This window comes from Psychrobacter sp. AOP7-B1-24, from assembly GCF_052376215.1.
Classification (GTDB): domain Bacteria; phylum Pseudomonadota; class Gammaproteobacteria; order Pseudomonadales; family Moraxellaceae; genus Psychrobacter.
The window spans coordinates 15,714-36,860 of record NZ_JBQSVL010000001.1; the positions used below are offsets into that span (position 1 = coordinate 15,714).

A 21,147-nucleotide genomic window follows, 5' to 3' on the forward strand; every position below is an offset into this window, starting at 1 on the left:
CCTCTGTCTGCGTAGGCGCAGCACGCCAGAAAAATTTATACCAGTTTCGCGTTATTAGATACTGTACCTTTTTTATTGCGTATCGACTATAGCCCGAGTCTTCATTTTGAAAGTAATGATAGGCATAAGATAAAAAGCCGTTAAACAAAAGGAATAGCACAGATAATATCGAGATGTTATAAGGAATAGCACAGATAATATCGAGATGTTATTGTGCTACTTGGTGATGCTTGACAGGACTTAGCCATTTTCAGCCTATTTATATGGTGAGTGAACTGAAAACACGCTCTAGCTAAAATGTCCCAGTAGCCAATTTTCTAAGCGGCGTAACGGTATACGCAGTCTCTCCGAATGAATGGCCAATCCACCACTCAGACCAACTGCACAGCCGAGTGCTGTATCGAGTATACGTGCTTGTATGATTGCCTCAGCAACAAGTGGTGTCGCCGTCATGCTGCCATACTCTGCGATAAATATCGTCAGCGGCGTGATAAATATCACAGCCATGCCATAATGCCTATCGACCAATGACTCAATCAACAACATCATGACTAGTATAGATATAGCCACACCCCATATCGACAGCCCCCATGACAACATCCAACCAGCGACAGCCATCCCCGCTACAGTGCCTAATAGCCGATGCAACTGTTTAATCCACATCGTTCGTAGCTGCATGCCTTGAATAATGATAAAACAACTCATCGCCGCCCAATACGGGTAAGGCATCTCAAACAGTACAGCGATGGCCAATGTCAAGCTAACAAAGCCCGCTACAATTAGGCTGTCACCAATGGTATCTGCCTCATATCGATAGACAGGAGCAGGCAGAACAGGCCGCGATATTAATAAAAACAGCGTATATAACAGGGCGAGTAACATCGAAAAGCCACTGCCTAACATCACTAGCCCAATCGCAGATAATACTTGTGTTAGCGGTACCGTTATAAATAATGCTATCGCTCCTGCCATCATCATAAATAGACCTGCAGGTGGTGGCTGCCGATAATAACGACCCAACATCACAACACAAAACGCGATCAGAGCAAATACTGGCAACCGAAGCCAAGGCAACTGCTGAGCAATCAAACCTAATGCAAAACTGAGTGCCATAGCAAAGCCCCAAGCCATGACTGTAACCAACCGATATGGTAGTGCACCTGATAATGGTAAGTTCAAGATAATCATTGCACCTAGCGATGCTTTGATACCTGCAGACAAAGCATCAAAATACGCCCCAGTAAATACTGGGAAACTAATCGCAATTGCCGCGATAATGGGCATGTGCCACGGTCTTTGACTACGGTTAACAGTGAGTAAGTGTCCTAGCTCACCTTTCATTAACATCTTTATGCGAGTCAATAATCTGGTCAGCCACGATACTTGATTTTTCTTGTGCATAAATGCACTCATAACTGTCTTTCCTTATGCCATAAGTACAATGAATGACATTTTTCTACTACGATTTTATTTGTGATAAATATACACTCAGTCATAAGTCTTAATAAAAAGTGACATTTTAAACACAACTAATTTTTTTAATTTAACTTAAAATACATGAATATTAGTTATTAGTTATATATTTGTGGCTATAGAAGACTTATACTGATATCAGTGCCACAACAAACATTTTAGCTAAGACACCTTAACGGCAATCAAAGTGGATGAGCTGTTCTTTATAGATTTTACCGACAATCACTGATACTACCTACCTTTACTAAAATAACTAAATAATCGTTGATATAAACCGTGGCTTATATGCCAAGCCAACAGTCTATGTTAGCGAACAACCAAAGAGAATGATTATGTTAACTTATAAAGCACCTCTACGTGATATCAAGTTTTTGATCAATGATGTTTTTGACTTTCAAACCCATTATAAAGACTTGGATAACGGTGAGAACGCAGACTCTGAAACAGTTGATATGATTTTGCAAGGCATGGCTGATTTCGCTGAAAACGTCCTCGCTCCGATCTATCAGCCAGCTGATGCAGAAGGCTGTCATTTTGACAATGGTGAAGTCACCACGCCTAAAGGCTTCAAAGAAGCCTATGATCAGTTTGTCGAAGGCGGTTGGCAAGGTATTTCGTACCCTGAAGAGTTTGGTGGCATGAACTTACCTATGTCTATCAACCTAATCAAAGCAGAAATCATCGGTACGGCTAACTGGCCTTGGGCAATGTATCCTGGTTTATCAACAGGTTGTATCAATACCATTTTGCAATATGGTACAGATGAGCAAAAAGAAACTTACTTGCACAAACTGGTTGAAGGCTCTTGGGCTGGTACTATGTGCTTGACTGAACCACAATGTGGAACAGATTTGGGACAAGTCAAATCAAAAGCCATTCCACAAGATGATGGCTCTTACAAACTTAGCGGTACCAAAATTTTCATCTCAAGCGGTGAACATGACCTAACGGAAAACATCGTACATATCGTATTGGCTCGCCTACCAAATGCACCAGAAGGCACACGTGGTATCTCGCTATTTATCGTACCGAAATTTTTGCCAAATACTGATGGCGAAATAGGCGAACGTAATGGCGTCACTTGTGGTTCTATCGAGCACAAAATGGGTATTAGCTCATCAGCGACTTGTGTATTGAACTTTGATGACGCAGTCGGTTACCTAATTGGTGAACCAAACAAAGGCTTAAAAGCCATGTTTACCTTTATGAACACCGCACGTATCGGTACTGGTATCCAAGGTTTGGCGCATACAGAATTGTCATTCCAAAATGCACTACCGTATGCAAAAGACCGTCGTTCTATGCGTACGCTATCTGGCACTAAAGAACCTAAAAAAGTAGCGGATGCCATCATCCATCATGCTGACGTACGTCGTATGCTACTGACCCAAAAAGCCTTTGCTGAAGGTGGTCGCTCGATGATTTATCACTCAGCGCGCTATGCGGACAAAATGGCACAAGGTATCGCCAACGGCAATGACGAAGAGTTTGAAAAGTGGGATGACAAATTAGGTTTCTACACCCCTATTTTAAAAGGCTTCTTAACCGAGCTAGGTATCGAAGCTGCCAAACACGGCCAGCAAGTATACGGTGGCCATGGTTATATTAAAGAATGGGGTATGGAGCTGATTGCTCGTGATGCCCGTATCGCGACCATGTACGAAGGCACCACTGGCATTCAAGCATTAGATTTGTTAGGTCGTAAAGTCATCTTACAGTCTAAAGGTAAGATCATTCGCGACTACACCTCAAGTATCATGAAATGGTGTGGCGAGTATGCGCTTGATAAAGACATGCGCAAGTTTGTATGGGCACTGACTAAGCTGTGTGCTGAGTGGAATACTTTAACAGTACGTTTGATGCTAATGGCACGTAAAGATCGTGAAATTATCTCTGCTGCTTCAGAGGATTTCTTAATGTACTCAGGCTATGTGATGATGGGTTATCATTGGGCACGTATGGCGGCGGTTGCTTACGACAAGCTTGAAAACGGTGGTACTGAAGCGCCAGAATTCTACAAAGCAAAAATCCAGACTGCGGAATTCTACTTTGATAAGCTGTTGCCACGTACCTCAGGTCATGCTGAATCAATGGTCGCACCAAGTGAAAGCATGACGTCAATGGATATCGAAAACTTTGCTTTCCTAGACTAGGATTAAAAAACTAATCAACGATGCATAAAAAAGCGCCTAAATATAGGCGCTTTTTTGTACGTAACAGATATTCATTGAGATATTTGGCTCAATCGTTCTGACCTTAGCTGCCTAAAACTTTTTTCTTATACACTGCACTTAACTCTACAACCTCAACACATATTTGTAGAGAGGTACGATCTGATTGTGCTGTTGCCAGCTCTGCTTCTAATGTCGTCATTAATATCTCAGACAACTCATTACGTATGGTCATATCACGGCCTGCCATCAATTTAAAATTAGCATAGACAAATCCATTCACCTGTTCATCATCTTCTACGCCAACCAAAAATGTCTCAAGAGGTACGATGCGTGCTTTGATATCCGTTGGCTTACCAAAATGTCCACTATTCCATAGTGCTTGATTTAGAGACTTAAGCAATGACTCTTCATGAGGGATAGTGACATTAGGAGTCGCTTGCAAGGTTAAGTGTGGCATGAGTATATCCTTATAAAACATGAGTAAAAGTAAAATTATTATAAAAGAATAAACGTATTTGATATCAGCGACAATACTTTTTAGTCATCAGCAATCTAGTCAACAATCTAATCATCAATAATGTTACTAAAATGTGCCTTAAGCGTGCTAGCCAACTGTAAAGGTGGTAACTCAATCTCTAATCCTCGGCGACCAGCACTGACATAAATCGTAGGTTGAGACTCTGCTGAGCTATCGATGATAGTCGCTAAGCGTTTCTTTTGACCTAATGGGCTAACACCGCCCAACACATAACCAGTACTGCGCTCCACTTGTTTTGGCTCTGCCATTTGCACTTTTTTGCACGATAGCACTTTATTAGCAGATAAGGCTTTCGCCATTTTCTTAAAATTCAGCGTTTTATGAACTGGCAAGATAGCAACAGCCAATGTACCCGACTCTGTCATGACGACCAAAGTTTTAAAAACTTGTGTGACATCCACTCCGAGCTTTTCTGCAGCTTCTAAACCAAAGGAAGGCGCATTACTGTCATGAATATATTCGTACAATTGATAGTCAAGATTTCGCTGTTTGGCAAGATTGATAGCTGGAGTCATAGTGATTTAAGGTGTTTGAGTGAAATAAATAAGTAAATAACAATGCCATTGAGGACATACTCTAGGACGTGTCTTCATTTTAAAAATGGTGATAAAAGTGAGATCAACTACCATCAAACTAGAAAAATAGCACAGATTATATCGGGATATTGACCAACTATTTAACGATGCTTGGCCATTTTTAGTCCAGTTAGATGACCATCGTTTGAATTGAGAACAGACCCTATTAAAACCATTGGAAGGTGTATAAAACAAATTTTAGCTCACAAATGGGTAATCCCTCAATACTAATATTAGCAGTATATATCGCTTTGATGGCTTTTATGGCATTATAAGCACAATATATTTAACTACTTTTGATACCCATTATGATACCCAGTTTCGTAAAGAATAAGTTTCTAAAAAAACGGATTGTCAAAGCGCCAGCCACAAATGACAAAGCGGCTACTACTGCTGCCAACCCAAGCACCACTAGCCCTTATTCGAGTGCGCCAATCAATCAACTATATCGCAAGCTGTCCGGTCAAATGCTCGATGTGGCTGTCAAACCTAAGCTATTAGGTGAGTTACCGGAGTTTGATGCTGACGATCAGACGATCAGTTTTTACGTACTGCAAGAGTATTCACGCTCCAATAGTATTTTGATTGACTTACAGACACAAGAGTACAATTTGCCACCAGCATTAGTTGGCGTAGAGGATACTGCTCATAATATTAAAGAAAATGCAGCCATTATCTTTTTAAACCATCCAAATGCTAAAGACAGTCAGTTGTCACCGCGCCTATCACGTCTCGTATCTGCTGTACTACAATATCCAGATCTCAAAGTGCGTTTGATACCAGTATCTATCCTATGGGGACGTGCACCAGAAAAAGAAGACTCCCTATTTAAGCTACTGACCGCCGATAACTGGCAAGATCCTAGTATCACCAAACAGTTATTTAATATTGGCGTAATGGGACGCGATACCTTTGTGCAATTTCACCCACCACAAAATTTGCGTACCTTCATCAATGACAGCCTCACAGGCAATATAGAAGGGCCTGCTATTTTTGATTCTCTAGCGGCTGATTTAAAAGATAGCCACCCAGACAATGATAATGGTGTAGAACAGACTAACAAAGCACCAAATTATGCGCTAGTGGAAACCGCTGATAGTAATCGCGAACTGATTCGTATATTGCAGCAACAGCTGTCGATTTATTTAGACAAACAACGTGCCAGCATGCTTGGTCCTGATTTGTCAGACCGCCGTAACTTGGTAGATAAACTGGTATATTCACCCGCTATCAAGCATGCAATAGAGACAGAAGCTGCAGAAACAGGCACAACGACCCGCGAAGCTCGAAGCGTGGCAAAAGGCTATGCCAATGAGATGGTCAATGACTACTCTTACCCTATTATTCGTGTCTTTGATCGCTTTTTAACCTGGTTGTGGACGCAGTTGTATGATGGCGTAGATGTGCATCATTTTGAGCGAGTGCGCGAATTGGCCACCGATTATGAAATTATTTATGTGCCGTCTCATCGTAGTCATATCGACTATATGTTGCTGTCTTATGTGATTTATAAACGCGGATTAAGTATTCCTTATGTGGCGGCAGGTGATAACCTGGACGTGCCAGTATTAGGGCCGATGCTACGCGGTGCAGTGGCCTTCTTTATTCGTCGTAGTTTCCGTGGCAATGCGTTATACACCTCTGTATTACGTGAATATATGCACACATTAATCACTCGAAATACGCCCATCGAATACTTTATTGAAGGTGGCCGCTCACGTTCCGGTCGACTACTGCCACCGAAGATGGGTATGCTGGCCATGACCGTACATAGCCAATTGCGCCAAACCAATAAGCCTGTGGTCTTTATTCCCACCTATATTGGCTACGAGCGCATTATGGAAGGCGGCACTTATATTGGTGAGCTGAAAGGTAAGCCAAAAGAGTCTGAATCTTTGATTGGGTTAATCAAAGCGGGTCGTAAAATTGAGCGTATTTTTGGCAACGTACACTTAAGCTTTGGTACGCCACTACACCTCACCGAGTTTATGAAAAAATTCGATGTGACAGCCAATAGCTTACCGGCAGATCGCACGGATACACCTATGGATGACAAGGCCAGCGCTATGGTCGATAACATCGGTGTAAAAATCATGCAGCATATTAATAAAGCAGCGGTGGTGACTCCCGTATCACTGTTATCGTTAGTGCTACTATCGGCACCTAAAGCAGCTCTAGATGAAAATAGCTGCCGAGAGCAAATTGCGCTCTATCAAGGTTTGGCTCAACAACTGGCTTACTCAGATGATACCGTAGTTACCGACATGACTCCGCAGCAAATCATCGATTACGGTATTAAGCTCAAGCTTATCGAACGAATCCCGCATATCCTAGGTGATATCATTCAGGTCGCAGGCAAGCAAGCGGCACTGCTCAGTTATTTCCGTAATAATATCTTGCATGTGTTTATTTTACTGTCTTTCTTATCTGCATTAGTGGCTCGCAATGGCCGTATCAAACGCAGCCGTTTAGACAGTATCGCTGAGCAGTTATATCCATTCTTACAGACCGAACTGTTTTTGTACTATCCAGCACATAGCTTAGCCGATACGCTCGACAAAAAAGTCGATAATTTACTCTCTCATGGGCTAATTGTAGAACTCGGTGACGACATACTCAGTGTTCCTGAGTCGAATAGCAAGCACTACCAACAACTGCAAGCACTTGCAACGCCCGTTGGACAGAGTCTTGAGCGTTACTTTATGACCCTTGCTCTACTCGCCCAGCAAGGCTCGGGTAATCTAACCGAAAATGAAGTTGTAGACTTGTGCCATCTACTTGGACAGCGTCTGTCGGTGCTATATGCCGATGACATTCCTGATTTCTTTGATCGTGCCTTGTTCACCAGCTTCATCAGTGCACTAACGCGACTCGACTATCTACAAAAAGACAGTGAAACAGGCGTGCTTACTTTTGATCAACGTATCCATGACATCGCTCATCATGCTAAATACGTGCTGACGCCTGATATGATGAAAATTTTGCAACAGGTCGCCAGCTTAGACGATGCCGAAATCACCCATGCTATTACTGAAATTAGTAATAAAAAGCAGCGTAAATTTGGCCGTAAGCGTTAGGTTTTGCGATCATCATAAAAAGAGTCAAGCTTCTATGCTTGGCTCTTTTTTTATGAAAATACCTAGCAACTTAAAAAATAGGATAAGCATCGACATGTAGCCAAAGGCAAATATGGCACCAGTAACAGGTGCCAACGCCCTACCTGTATCTGAAGTCATCCTCATCATAGCCTGATGCTGTGCCTCACTCCTTTCATCCGACGTAAAAAAGCCGTTTCCATCTAAATCAAAGGCATCAAGCTCAGCTTGTAGATAGGTATCGGTAAAATAAACACCGACTTGAACCAACAACCAAACCACGACTATACCAATAACAAATACTTGCCAAGAAGCCAGACGAGATTTCTGCGAAAACTGATGTTTATAAACCATCACGATAGGCAATACTATCATTGCAAACATAGATGCCAGACTTAAAATATCGAGTATTTTTTCCATGATTTATCTCTTAAACAACAAAAAAGGCATAACCTAAGTTATGCCTTTTTTTTGCAACAATAATGTATTATTCGTGGTTTTTCGTTGAATTTACTCTAAGTCGAAATCTTCTTATATTTAGCACGCTTCGGACTGGCATCATCACCCATCGTCTTTTTGCGATAGGCTTCAAACTCAGTGTAGTTACCATCGAACCAAACTGGGCCTTCTTCTTCGAATGCCAATATATGAGTAGCAATACGATCAAGGAACCAGCGATCATGCGATACGACCATTACTGTACCTGGGAATACTTGAACCGCATCCTCTAGTGCACGTAAGGTTTCGATATCCAAATCGTTTGATGGTTCATCGAGCAGCAATACGTTTGCGCCTTGCTTTAGCGTTTTCGCCAATTGCAGACGGTTACGCTCACCACCTGATAATTGACCCACGTGTTTTTGCTGATCTGAGCCTTTAAAATTAAAGCGACCGATATAGGCACGACTTGGTGTGGTGTAGTCACCAACGGTAATGATATCGAGGCCGTCAGAAACTTCTTCCCAAACAGTTTTGTTGTCGTCTAAGCGGTCACGTACCTGACCGACATAGGCAACTTTAACACTTTCACCCAAATCAACTGAACCAGTATCTGGGGTATCGCGCTCGGTAATCATATTAAATAGCGTGGTTTTACCTGCACCGTTAGGGCCAATAATACCTACGATTGCGCCAGCTGGTACATTAAAGCTTAGGTTTTCATAAAGCAAACGATCGCCAAATGACTTGGAGATATCATTAACTTCGATAACTTTATTACCCAAACGTGGACCAGGCGGAATATAAATCTCAGAGGTCTCATTACGTTTTTGGAACTCTGTTGAGTTCAACTCTTCAAAACGCTGGACACGAGATTTAGACTTGGCTTGTTGACCTTTTTGGTTTTTTCGAATCCACTCAAGCTCTTTTTTCAGCGCTTTAGCAAATGACTCTTCTTGCTTATTCTGTTGCTCTAGACGCGTGTTCTTTTGCTCTAGCCACTCAGTATAGTTGCCTTCATACGGATAGCCGTGGCCACGGTCAAGCTCTAATATCCACTGCGCCACATTGTCTAAGAAATACCTATCATGCGTAATGGCAACGATAGTACCGCTGTAGTTTTGCAAGAACTGCTCAAGCCATGCAACTGATTCGGCATCCAAATGGTTGGTCGGTTCATCAAGTAACAGCATATCAGGACGAGACAATAACAGACGACACAATGCCACACGGCGTTTTTCACCACCAGATAGCTTGCTGACATCAGCATCCCATGGTGGCAGACGCAATGCATCAGCCGCTTTTTCCAATTGGGTGTTTAGATTATGCGCATCCCAAGATTGGATAATGTCTTCCATCTTGCCTTGTTCTTCAGCCAACTTATCAAAGTCAGCATCAGGCTCGGCATATTCAGCATAAATAGCATCTAAACGTGCCAGCGCATCTAGCGCTTCACGCATACCATCTTCAACGTTACCGCGTACATCTTTACTGTCATCAAGCTGTGGTTCCTGCGGCAAATAACCGACTTTGGTACCTGCTTGCGCGCGTGCTTCGCCACTAAATTCAGTATCCACGCCTGCCATAATGCGCAGTAAGGTTGATTTACCTGAACCATTGATACCCAATACACCAATTTTGGCACCTGGGAAAAATGATAGGTTGATATTTTTTAGAATTTCACGCTTAGGGGGAACAAGTTTTGACACGTTGTTCATCGTGTAGATATATTGAGCCATTCACACTCCGATAGACTGCATAGAAGAGGCTAGCAAATCATACTTAGCAATGATGCCAAGCACGCCATACCTCAAAATCAGGGTTACACATTATAAGTCATTATCGCATTGTGGCGCATACCCTGCAAGCCAACAGATTGTTTTAGCGTTTGTTTTACTGCTTTTGTCACTGAGTATGACGCTTTCCAACAAAAAGCAGAAATGAAATGGACTGTCGAATTGTCTTGTTTAACATTTTGATTCATAACTGTTTTATAAAGACCACAAAAAGCAGTATCAAATCTTACGAAAAATTAATCAATAACCTTTAAAATATTAGATTATCTTAACAAGATGGTCTGACATAGTTTAAACAGCACTCACTCAGAAAGCATCAAAGCATCAAAAAAGGTAACGTGTTTATGGCTATTGGCTATCGCCCTGAAATTATCCAACGTGCGTTTATTGACTTTGTTGGCTCACACGTGAATCCATTTTGGTCATGGACCCAGCCTAAGTTGCGACTGATTGCACGGCAAGTACTCAATCATGACTTAATTGCTTTACATTTCGAAGGCAACTATGCCTTTAATCGACAAGTATTTGATCGACAGAATGGCTGGCATGGTGGTCAATACATTGGCTTAACGGTCATTATCAATGGCGTTCATCATCAGCGTCATTACTCATTGGTTGGGTTACCGAAGCAACCGTTATATTTATATTCTGGCATCGACAATACTAAGAATAAACAGTCACATATCATTACTATTGCCATCAAACCTCAAGGATTGGTATCTAATTATCTAACACAGCAAGCCGAACTCGGTACGATATTCGATAGTGGTTTACCAAGTGGCGAGTTTACGCTCACACAGTCAAAACTCAATGTACAGTCAAAAATTGATACACCGCCAACTAAACATCAGCAAACTTTACCGACGTCATTACCCTTATTATTCATAGCCGGCGGCAGTGGCATTACTCCGATGTTGGGACTTATTACACAAGCACTGGAGGCTGGTCATGCGGCTACCTTGCTGTACTACAGTCGCATGCCACTGGCAGAGACACCTTTTTTAGAACATTGGCGGCAATTAAAAGATCGTTATCCAAATTTTAACTATCACTTTATCAATACAGAAGACCCCAATAGTTATTTGGCTGGCACACGATATCTCAGCTCTGACAGCTTGCGCGCGCTCAATTTGCCATTAGCAGAGACGCAGATATTTGTGTGTGGATCGCAAGCATTGTTAGCTGGCTTATATAAAGCTACCGCAGAAATACCCTCCCCTATAAATAAGCAGCTACGTGATAACATCATAGTAGAGAGCTTTGGTAATGCTCTAGTTGGTTTCAACATAGATGACTATCAAACATTCGATAAAACGGTATCTGTAGAAGAACACACTGTCTATTTACGGTCTCGGCACAGGCAGTTTAGCAGTGACACGACCATACTGATTGCTGCTGAAAATGCAGACGTAAGACTGGCGAACGGTTGTAGGCAGGGTATTTGCCAGTTATGCCGCTGTAATAAAGTTAGCGGTGTGGTAAAAAACATTCAAACAGGCAAGATCAGCCATGAGGGCTACGAGTCTATTCAAACCTGCATCAATATCGCTATGACCGATGTGGTATTAGATATTTGAGATATATGCAACATGTACAAGCATTCTTAAACATTCGTTGTCTCATCCGATATTAGTCGCCTTAGTTAAGGAGTTTTTATGCGTTTATTACCGCCTATGTTCATTGCACGGTCTGCCGTATCTGCATTTTCGACAGCTACGGATATACCATCGAAACAAAAGCTCTATCCAACATTAACAGGTGCACAGCTACCAAAAGCACGCAGTGACGCACTGGCTGATGAATTAAACACGCTATATAAAGACATTATGAGTTCATTAGGCAGCGAAGATGCACGTTATATTCAACGTGTACACGCCACCGTGGTCTACAGCGAGATTGTCTCACGTGGTTTACTCGCGGCGGCTGGACGTATGCCATCCAAACGTGGCCTGATAGCGACTTGGCTACTTGGCACCTCTTTACTCAGCTTCAGCAAAATTTTGAACAATATGGAGCTGGGACATAATGTCATGCATGGGCAATATGACTGGATGCAACACCCTTATCTAAATAGCCAAAAATTTGATTGGGACATCGTTTGCCCTGCCCCACTATGGCAGCATTCGCACAATTATTTGCATCACACATTTACCAATATCGTTGGTCGTGACCACGATGTCGGTTATCACTTAATTCGTGTGACGGATGAGCAACCTTGGACACCAAGCGATCGCTACAATTTACTTAATACGATGTTTTTGGCGTTAGGGTTTGAGTGGGCAGTGGCCTTTCATGATATTCAAATCAGTGCTGATGAGTATGCTGAGTCTCCACAGCTAGCAGCAATCATGCAGCCCAAATCTCGCGGTTTATTTGCCAAAATGGCAAGGCAGGTAGGCAAAGACTATATTTCATTGCCTGCTGCAGCAGGACTGTTATTAGGTCGGCGTAGTGCTATGACGACATTGAGTGGCAATGTCACGGCCAATATTGCTCGTAATTTATGGACTTGGGCAGTGATATTTTGTGGTCACTTCACTGAGCAGGCTCATATTTATACTGAACTTGATGAAAATGAAAGCAAGGGTGAGTGGTATGTGCGCCAGATTCTTGGCTCTAGCAATATCGCAGGTAATAAATTATTTCACCTCTTGACGGGAAATTTGTCGCATCAGATTGAACATCATCTTTTTCCTGATATGCCTGCCAGACACTATGCTCGCATCGCTCCGAAAATACAGGCCATATGCCAAAAATACGAGCTACCTTATAATACTGGGCGCTTTGGTCGTCAACTTCGACAAGTCATCGGGCGCATCCATCACTTTAGCAAACCAAGCACAGCAGAATGGCAAGCTTATTTAAAATCACAATCACCCGCATCGACTCATGCCGTCAAAGAAGAGACTAAAGACGTTCCTGTCATACGTGGGTTGGGGAAATACCTTCCCCCAGTCATGCGCCAAGCTTTATTTTATGCTTAACGCATTAAGGTGTATTGCATGTACTTCATGCTTTAGATCGCTTAGATAATGAAAATATGTATCGACTTTAAAAATCAGGTCGCCTTATAATCATAGTACCTAATAACAAATGACATTTTATAATAACGGAGAGTAGCAATGAGCAATCAAACTGCTGAACAACCTATAAATATCACCCATGATATAGAAGCCAAACGATTTGAGACTGCTATCGATGACCATATTGGCTATATAAGTTATCAAGAGCAAGATGATAAGCTAGTCTACGATCACACCATCGTACCGCAAGCACTAGGTGGACGCGGCGTCGGATCAGCATTGGTCAAGCACGCGCTTAATTATGCACGTGAGAATGGCAAAGAAGTCGTACCTCAATGCTCGTTTGTATCATCATACATCAGTAAACACCCTGAATATCAAGACTTACTCTAACCTAACTCCAAAATATATCAGCTATCAAAAATAAACTTATTAACACTACACCACCCTCCTGCTAATTTGTTATCTAATCCGATGTATTTATCTTTAAATGTATGGCAAGATAGCAAATAAAGGCGGGTTTTCTACCCTATAATTATTACAAAATAAAGCCCGCTTAAATTTCTTTAGTACCGTTGATGGTAGGATAAAAAGTGTGATAGATATGATGTTAGATAGCAGCTGTAGTCATAATGTTGCGACTAATATTTTTAAAAAACCACTTTATAGTTGGTACAAAACAATTTAGATATAAGAAAGGCATGCGAAACTATGTCAAATAATAGACTGAGCAAGCCTAACACTATATTTACTTATATAGGGCTGGCTATAATATAACAATAAAGGTTATTCATATGAGCAGTTTATCTCAAGAACAAGTTGACCTACAATTAGAAGAACTGACTGGTTGGGAACGCGATGGCAACGCTATCGTGAAAACCTATCATTTTAGCGATTTTATTGAAGCTATGAGCTTTATGAATCAAGCGGCATTTTATGCAGAAACACTTGAGCACCACCCAGAATGGCGCAATATATACAATATTGTAGAAGTACGTTTAACAACCAATGACAGTAACAGCATCACCAGTCATGATATTCGTCTCGCCAAACGCATGGAGTATATTATTCAACCAAAAAGCTTATAACCGAATTCAATTGACAGTCATACGCTTAGAATTTTGATGCTTATACTTTTCATAGTGACATAGTTGGTGCTCAGATAAATATTTTAAAATAAACACTTCAGAAAAATCAGCCATAAAAAAGTCCTCATAATATTATGAGGACTTTTTTTGTTTAACGATTTTTTATTTAATCTTCTATGTCTCATTATCACATCTTGCGACTTATGAACGCGACGATGAATAGAATAACAGCAACCGCTAAGAAAATATATGCCAAATTAGCAGATAGTCCAGCGACACCACCAAAGCCTAAAAAACTTGCCAACAACGCGATTACAGCAAAAATAATAGCCCAGCGAAACATAATCTTCTCCTTAAATTATTATTAATAAATATCAGACAGTAAAAGTCATACCACTAGTATCTATCAATAGATATCAAATAATATATAGCAACGTTTTTCTCTTTCTGCTTGATATTAGTTTTATTTTTTAGTATTGATTACAAATACTTATACCTATAGGCTAACAAGATATATTTTTAAAAGACGTTCAGTTTGGTAATAAAGTCGGTAAGTTATGTAATCTTTGTATTGAATTTTCGTCTTCTACAGATTTTTCTAAGGCTTATGTGTAGTGATGGTGAAGAACGCCTTATTCATTGTTATTTCATTGTTATTTTTATCCTATAATCTGTTATAAATAGTAGGCGAAGAATACTTTTTTAGTCTGTTCAGCCCCTGAGTCATTTATAACAAACCATTCATCTAAAAAACTCGTTTAACAATATCTTGTCAAAAATCTATTAAGGACAATCAATATGGATAACAATACCGACACTAAAAACAATACCAAACATAATTTTATTAAAAACCGCCCTTATGCAGTTGTCTTGTATGGTGCCACCAGTTTTGTAGGAAAAATCACAGCTCACTATTTAGCAGATTTTTTGTCTAACGAAAAGGACGACCATGGTACGCAAATCACATGGGCAATAGCAGGTCGTGATGAGACAAAGCTCAATGAATTACAATCTGAGCTGACAAGTAAGGTAGATATTATTATTGCTAACAGCAACGATGACGCTAGCCTGAATAACATGACCACACAAACGCAAGTCATTATTTCAACCGTCGGCCCTTATCTCAAATACGGTGAGCCTTTAATTAAGGCTTGTACCGCCAATGGTACCGATTATGTCGATCTCACTGGTGAAGCCATTTTTATCAAAGATATGATGGATAAATATCAAGATGCAGCCGAGCAGAGCGGCGCTCGTATCATTAACTCATGTGGCTTTGACTCTATTCCATCAGACTTGGGCGTCTACTTTACCCAGACCAAAGCAGAAGAAAGTTTCGGTGATACTTGCCATGTCATTCACATGCGCGTAAAAGCCGCAAAAGGCGGCCTATCAGGTGGGACGATTGCATCAATGGCAACTATCTTTGAAGAAGCAGGAAAGAGTAAAGCTCGTCGTGAGCAGGTAGCAAACCCCTATCTACTCAACAATGACACAGATGCACCACGGGTACGCCAAGATAACATCAGCAAGCCAGAATACGATAATGAGCACAAACGTTGGCTAGCCCCCTTTGTGATGGCCAGTATTAATACTCGTATTGTGCACCACAGCAACCAATTACTTGGTTATGAATATGGACGTGATTTTAAATACGATGAAGCCATGTGGATGCAAGATGGTGTGAAAGGTCAACTATCGAGCTACGCCTTGAGTGCAGGCTTGTTTGGATTTTCCACCGCTATGATGATCACCCCGAGCCGTGAGTTACTATCTAAACATGTATTGCCCAAATCAGGATCTGGTCCGTCTGAAGAAGAGCAAAAAAATGGCTATTATGATATTCGCTTTTTTGGAAAAACCGCAAAAAAACAGACTATTAACACCAAAGTAACGGGGGATAAAGACCCTGGCTACGGCAGTACCTCACGTATGCTAGCTCAAGCAGCACTGTGTTTGGCACAAGATATCAGTAAAGAAACTGTTGGTGGTGGGTTTTGGACACCAGCATCTGCAATGGGTGAGCATCTGTTAGCACGCTTAGAGAAGTATGCAGGACTTAGCTTCGAGGTCATTAATGACTAATAGTCGACTTATCTCAAACGCATATAACCATCATTGGTACATTGATATTCTCTCTATCACGGTACTGACAGAGACTATTCATAAATGTTTAACAGACTTTAATATGTAACAATATGAATACATTGATTTCACAATGTCACATGAAAACATTAAGCTGTTAGAATATTAATTCATGTACCACTTATGTACCACTGAACCATCAAGAGCTTAATTGCTATTCTGCATTTCAGAATTTATGTTTGGTTATTAGTTAATTAATAAGACCTTTATCCTATGCAATCATGATAGTCAGTATGATGGTTATCATGATTTTATTTTATCTGCATCTTATTAGAACATGCCTCCAAATCAATCAATAGTCCTTTAAATGGGCTAAATATATATTTTATCAACATACTAAGTCTATGTGCAGCAGCATTAGATACTGGTTAAATTAAATATTTCTTTAAATTAATATACAAAATCTGTAAACCAAGGAACCAACCCATGCAAAAACGTACTTTAGCAATACTTATCAGTGCAGCGCTTACTATCCCAAGCTTGGCAATGGCAGCTCCTGCAGATACCACACCAGCAGACGTGCAAACAGCAATGGCTGATAGCGCAGTGCAATCTGACGTTGAAAATGCCGAAAGCGGGCTAAACTCAGTTGAATCTAGCCCTTTTCAAATCAGTGAGACTCAAACTATTTCAATTGCAAGAACCAATGGTAATGCAAACATAGCTCAAGTAGAAGAAATGCCACAGCCAGGCATGCAACAACCAGACATGCAACAACCAGACATGCAACAGCCAGATATGCAACAGCCAGACATGCAACAGCCAGATATGCAACAACCAGACATGCAACAGCCAAACATGCAGCAACCAGATATGCAACAGCCAGATATGCAACAGCCAGATATGCAACAACCAGACATGCAACAACCAGACATGCAACAGCCAGACATGCAACAGCCAGACATGCAACAACCAGACATGCAACAACCAGACATGCAACAACCAGACATGCAACAGCTAGGTATGTAATCAGTCATTAGATAATTAAGTATTCGGCTACTGATGATTGGTTTTTATCAGTAGCTTTTTCAGAATAGGATACAAAAAATAAAAAAGGCAGCCTAATGGCTGCCTTTTTTATTTTGCAAATAATTTACAATTTTTTATTTCTTGGTTTTAGTCACACCTGCTTCTTGCAGTAACGCACCAAATGTACCCATTTTACTAGGTGTCTCAGTTTTCTCAGATCTTGGTGCCTTGCTACGATTACTACTAGCGCTTCCTTTATCCTGACGATCGCTACGTGGCTTGCTTGATCGCTTGTCAGCAGATTTTGGGCGACTATTACGTGAACGATTGGTTTTATCATCAGAACCAGTATCTTTGGCAGTAGGTTTAGCTGCTGAACGTGCTGGTTTTTCAGACTCAGGTTTCATACTAAAGCCAATACGACCACGCTTCTCATCAATAGAGATGACACGTACTGAGACAATATCACCTGGCTTCACACGATTCATCGGATCAGCGACGAAATCATTGGCCATTTGTGAGATATGAACTAAACCATCTTGGTGAACACCAACATCAACAAAACAACCAAAGGCTGTAACGTTAGTCACGACACCTTCAAGCTGCATGCCTTCTTCTAGATCTTTGATGCTATTTACGTCATCACGGAAACTGGCTGTCTTAAACTCGGGACGTGGATCGCGTGCTGGTTTAGCAAGTTCGTCTAAGATTGCTTTTATGCTGATATTTTCATCGTTAGCAGCAACTGCAGTGGTATCGATAGTATTGAGTATTCCATCGTTACCGATAATTTCTGGCAAGGCTCTGCCAGTTTGCGCAAGTAAGCTCTCAACCAATGCATAGCTTTCTGGATGCACACCAGTGGCATCAAGTGGATTGCTACCATCATGGATACGCAAGAAGCCCGCTGCTTGTTCAAAAGTCTTAGCACCCAAGCGTGGGACATTTTTCAATGATTCACGACTGTCAAACGCACCGTTTTCTTTACGGTAGGTGACGATTTGCTGAGCGACATTACGATTCAGACCCGCGATATGTGCCAAGATAGCGGGGCTCGCCGTATTCACATCGACACCAACAGCGTTTACACTATCTTGTGTTACTTTATCGAGACTATCTGCCAATTGAGTTTGGTTCACGTCATGCTGGTATTGCCCCACACCAATGGCTTTTGGATCAACCTTGACAAGCTCTGATAATGGATCTTGTAAACGACGAGCGATAGATACTGCGCCACGCACAGAGACATCCAAATTAGCCAACTCATCACTGGCAAGCTCACTGGCTGAATAGACAGATGCACCCGACTCATTAACGATAACGGCTTTGGCTTTTAGCTCAGAATTGGCTGCCAAAATCTCTTTAATCATTGCATCTGTTTCACGACTTGCCGTACCGTTGCCGATAGCGACCAAATCAACGTTATAAGTATTTAGTAGCGCACCAATGATTTTTTTGGCCTCGCTCATCTTATTATCAGGTGCAAATGGATAGACAGTAGCAACAACAGGTTTGTCTTCACTGTCTAGCATGACATGGCCTTGCGCATCGACAATCGCCATTTTGACACCATGACGGATGCCTGGATCAACGCCTAAAATAACTTTGCGACCGGCAGGCGCTGACATTAATAAATGCTGCAGATTATTTGCAAATACATCAATGGCATCCGCTTCAGCCGTCAGACGCTTTTCGGTCAGCAAACGATGTTCTATATGCGGACGCCATTTGTCTTTCCACAAGCTACTAGCTGCTTCTGTTAAAAATGCACAACGATCAGCAGGCACTTTTGTATTAATATCAAAATAACTGATAATTTTTTCAATAAAAGGAGTGTCTTCACCTTCAATTTTTAGACCTAAGACGTTTTCTTGGCGACCACGTAACATCGCTAATAGACGATGATTAGGCAGACGCGCTAAGCTTTCACTATGCTCAAAGTAATCTTTGAATTTTTCACCAACTTCACGTTTTTCATCACTAGCAACAGTAGACACGATACTAGCAGTTTTGGCAAAACCACTACGTAAGTTATCTAGCAAGTCTAGCGCTTGCGTCCATTCGTCAACGATGATGGCCTGTACACCTGCTAGTTGTTTGTCGATATCACTGAAATCAACCTCAATTTCATTACCGCTATCATCAGTAATACTGGATGGCAATTGATAGTCTGCTAACGCATCCTTTGGAGTAATCTCTTGCGTCAACACTGCTTGAGCAGCTATATCAAGGCCAGCAACTCGTGCTTTGGCAGCTGGTGAACGGCGGCGCGGACGATATGGCAGATAGATGTCTTCTAGCTCAAGTTTCGATGTCGCATTATCAATACGCGTCTGCAGCTCATCAGTAAAATTACCTTGCGTGCTGAGCAGCTCAGTAATTTTTAGGCGACGGGTGGCCATATCACGCTCATAATTGAGAGACTTCTCTAACGCTCGTAGTTGTGCATCATCAAGATTCTGAGTCTTTTCTTTGCGGTAACGGGCAATAAACGGAACAGTCGCGCCTTCATCGTAAAGTTTGACAAACGCATTGACTTGAGCAGTCTTAATGCCAAGCGCGCGAGCAAGCTTGTCGTGAATATTCGCGTGTGTGGTTGCATCCAAAACCTTTGCATTTGTCGAGGTTTGAGATGGCGTTAAGGTATCAGTGCTACTCATATACGTATCAATCGTTGAGAAATGTAGTTTTGCATTATAGCAAAAGCTGCATGAATAAAAATCCTTTTTATCTTTTCGTTATTTATCGGGGGTTTTATAGCAAAAAATGCCGAATATCATAGGTTTTATCACCTTGTTAAACAAACGCATACAGCATTTGTCCTTATGAGTGATGCAATTCGTTGTGCAATCTTATACACTAAAGTATCAATAACTAGAATATCGGTATGTTCTGATACATTAAACAATAGTTTTCAATTATAGGAAAATATTGCTTCTGACCAATAATTGGATAATGATACTATTTTGCTGATAGCCCTTCACACACGATTTTTATGTATGATATCTACTAATAATAATTTTTATAAGAGGATGCCTGTATGACTGATAATAACAGCCCTGATACTTTGACTCAGCGTATTTTAGTCGTCGATGATGATGCACGTTTACGCTCGTTGCTACAACGCTTTCTGGAAGACGACGGTTTTGTCGTCCGTACTGCCCACGATGGTAATCAGATGGACAAGTTAATGCAGCGCGAACTATTTTCGTTGGTAGTATTAGACTTGATGCTACCTGGTGAAGACGGTATCAGTATTTGTCAGCGTTTGCGTGAAGATAATGGTGACATTCCTATTATTATGCTGACAGCTAAAGGCGGCGATGCGGATCGTATCGCAGGACTCGAAGCGGGTGCTGATGATTATCTACCCAAGCCATTTAACCCTAAAGAATTATTGGCACGTATTAAAGCAGTACTCCGTCGCCAAAACCGTGAGCTGCCTGGCGCACCAAGTCATCAGCTTGAAGTGGTTGAGTTTGGACCATGGACGCTGGATCTATCGACTCGTACGCTCAAACGCGATGGTAATGTTGTTACCTTAACAACCGGTGAGTTTTCAGTATTAAAGGCATTAGTACAGCATCCACGTGAGCCATTGACTCGTGACAAGCTAATGAATCTGGCACGTGGTCGTGAATGGGGGGCAATGGAGCGCTCTATCGACGTCCAAGTGTCACGCCTACGCCGTCTGATTGAAGATAACCCTTCACAAGCACGCTACATTCAGACCGTTTGGGGTGTGGGTTACGTCTTTGTACCAGATGAAACAGAAGGGGAAACCGCTAAGAGTGAGTAACCTTTGATGCATGCATGTCATGATTTTAAAAATG

The 21,147-nt window shown here is 41.5% G+C and carries 16 protein-coding genes; 9 read left to right on the forward strand and 7 right to left on the reverse strand.

Annotated features, from left to right (window positions below):
- Positions 1 to 288: 288 nt before the first annotated feature.
- Positions 289 to 1,413 (reverse strand): FUSC family protein, encoded by a 1,125-nt coding sequence (locus ACT3QP_RS00075; RefSeq protein WP_444524007.1) that lies wholly within the window; start codon positions 1,411 to 1,413, stop codon positions 289 to 291.
- 392 nt (positions 1,414 to 1,805) lie between these two features.
- Here ACT3QP_RS00075 and ACT3QP_RS00080 point away from each other — a divergent pair, with 392 nt between their 5' ends.
- On the forward strand, positions 1,806 to 3,626 hold the full coding sequence (locus ACT3QP_RS00080) for an acyl-CoA dehydrogenase C-terminal domain-containing protein (protein WP_192519814.1): 1,821 nt from the start codon (positions 1,806 to 1,808) through the stop codon (positions 3,624 to 3,626).
- A gap of 103 nt (positions 3,627 to 3,729) precedes the next feature.
- Here the strand turns inward: ACT3QP_RS00080 and ACT3QP_RS00085 are convergent, their stop codons facing one another.
- Together ACT3QP_RS00085 and ybaK are read right to left on the reverse strand one after the other, a co-directional pair.
- A complete protein-coding gene (locus tag ACT3QP_RS00085) occupies positions 3,730 to 4,104 on the reverse strand; it encodes a 5-carboxymethyl-2-hydroxymuconate Delta-isomerase (protein WP_444524008.1) in 375 nt (124 codons plus the stop codon).
- A 107-nt stretch (positions 4,105 to 4,211) separates the two neighbouring features.
- Complete coding sequence (ybaK, locus tag ACT3QP_RS00090) at positions 4,212 to 4,700, reverse strand: Cys-tRNA(Pro) deacylase (protein ID WP_444524009.1); 489 nt, start codon at positions 4,698 to 4,700, stop codon at positions 4,212 to 4,214.
- Positions 4,701 to 5,068: 368 nt separating this feature from the next.
- Here ybaK and plsB point away from each other — a divergent pair, with 368 nt between their 5' ends.
- Positions 5,069 to 7,837, forward strand: a complete 2,769-nt coding sequence (gene plsB, locus ACT3QP_RS00095) for a glycerol-3-phosphate 1-O-acyltransferase PlsB (RefSeq protein WP_444524010.1) — start codon at positions 5,069 to 5,071, stop codon at positions 7,835 to 7,837.
- A gap of 24 nt (positions 7,838 to 7,861) precedes the next feature.
- On the opposite strand, the gene ACT3QP_RS00100 is transcribed toward plsB, so the two are convergent.
- Both ACT3QP_RS00100 and ettA read right to left on the reverse strand, forming a co-directional pair.
- Complete coding sequence (locus ACT3QP_RS00100) at positions 7,862 to 8,275, reverse strand: hypothetical protein (RefSeq protein WP_444524011.1); 414 nt, start codon at positions 8,273 to 8,275, stop codon at positions 7,862 to 7,864.
- A 95-nt stretch (positions 8,276 to 8,370) separates the two neighbouring features.
- Entirely contained in the window at positions 8,371 to 10,032 is a 1,662-nt protein-coding gene (gene ettA / locus ACT3QP_RS00105) for an energy-dependent translational throttle protein EttA (protein WP_444524012.1), read from the reverse strand.
- Between the two features lie 401 nt (positions 10,033 to 10,433).
- Between ettA and ACT3QP_RS00110 the strand changes: the two genes are divergently transcribed.
- From ACT3QP_RS00110 to ACT3QP_RS00125, 4 genes are all read left to right on the forward strand, one after another.
- Entirely contained in the window at positions 10,434 to 11,666 is a 1,233-nt protein-coding gene (locus ACT3QP_RS00110; RefSeq protein ID WP_444524013.1) for a flavin reductase family protein, read from the forward strand.
- A gap of 78 nt (positions 11,667 to 11,744) precedes the next feature.
- On the forward strand, positions 11,745 to 13,073 hold the full coding sequence (locus ACT3QP_RS00115) for a fatty acid desaturase family protein (protein ID WP_444524014.1): 1,329 nt from the start codon (positions 11,745 to 11,747) through the stop codon (positions 13,071 to 13,073).
- A gap of 138 nt (positions 13,074 to 13,211) precedes the next feature.
- Complete coding sequence (locus tag ACT3QP_RS00120; RefSeq protein ID WP_444524015.1) at positions 13,212 to 13,505, forward strand: GNAT family N-acetyltransferase; 294 nt, start codon at positions 13,212 to 13,214, stop codon at positions 13,503 to 13,505.
- A gap of 401 nt (positions 13,506 to 13,906) precedes the next feature.
- Positions 13,907 to 14,200 (forward strand): 4a-hydroxytetrahydrobiopterin dehydratase, encoded by a 294-nt coding sequence (locus ACT3QP_RS00125; protein WP_444524016.1) that lies wholly within the window; start codon positions 13,907 to 13,909, stop codon positions 14,198 to 14,200.
- Between the two features lie 187 nt (positions 14,201 to 14,387).
- Here the strand turns inward: ACT3QP_RS00125 and ACT3QP_RS00130 are convergent, their stop codons facing one another.
- Positions 14,388 to 14,543 (reverse strand): DUF1328 domain-containing protein, encoded by a 156-nt coding sequence (locus tag ACT3QP_RS00130; protein ID WP_194196142.1) that lies wholly within the window; start codon positions 14,541 to 14,543, stop codon positions 14,388 to 14,390.
- A 455-nt stretch (positions 14,544 to 14,998) separates the two neighbouring features.
- Here ACT3QP_RS00130 and ACT3QP_RS00135 point away from each other — a divergent pair, with 455 nt between their 5' ends.
- A complete protein-coding gene (locus ACT3QP_RS00135; protein ID WP_442069533.1) occupies positions 14,999 to 16,285 on the forward strand; it encodes a saccharopine dehydrogenase family protein in 1,287 nt (428 codons plus the stop codon).
- 486 nt (positions 16,286 to 16,771) lie between these two features.
- Complete coding sequence (locus ACT3QP_RS00140; RefSeq protein ID WP_444524017.1) at positions 16,772 to 17,314, forward strand: hypothetical protein; 543 nt, start codon at positions 16,772 to 16,774, stop codon at positions 17,312 to 17,314.
- A 134-nt stretch (positions 17,315 to 17,448) separates the two neighbouring features.
- On the opposite strand, the gene ACT3QP_RS00145 is transcribed toward ACT3QP_RS00140, so the two are convergent.
- Complete coding sequence (locus ACT3QP_RS00145; protein ID WP_444524018.1) at positions 17,449 to 19,974, reverse strand: Tex family protein; 2,526 nt, start codon at positions 19,972 to 19,974, stop codon at positions 17,449 to 17,451.
- Between the two features lie 380 nt (positions 19,975 to 20,354).
- Here ACT3QP_RS00145 and ompR point away from each other — a divergent pair, with 380 nt between their 5' ends.
- The gene (gene ompR / locus ACT3QP_RS00150) at positions 20,355 to 21,113 is read left to right on the forward strand and encodes an osmolarity response regulator transcription factor OmpR (protein ID WP_192520358.1); all 759 of its coding nucleotides are present in this window, start codon (positions 20,355 to 20,357) and stop codon (positions 21,111 to 21,113) included.
- The last annotated feature ends 34 nt before the right edge of the window (positions 21,114 to 21,147 follow it).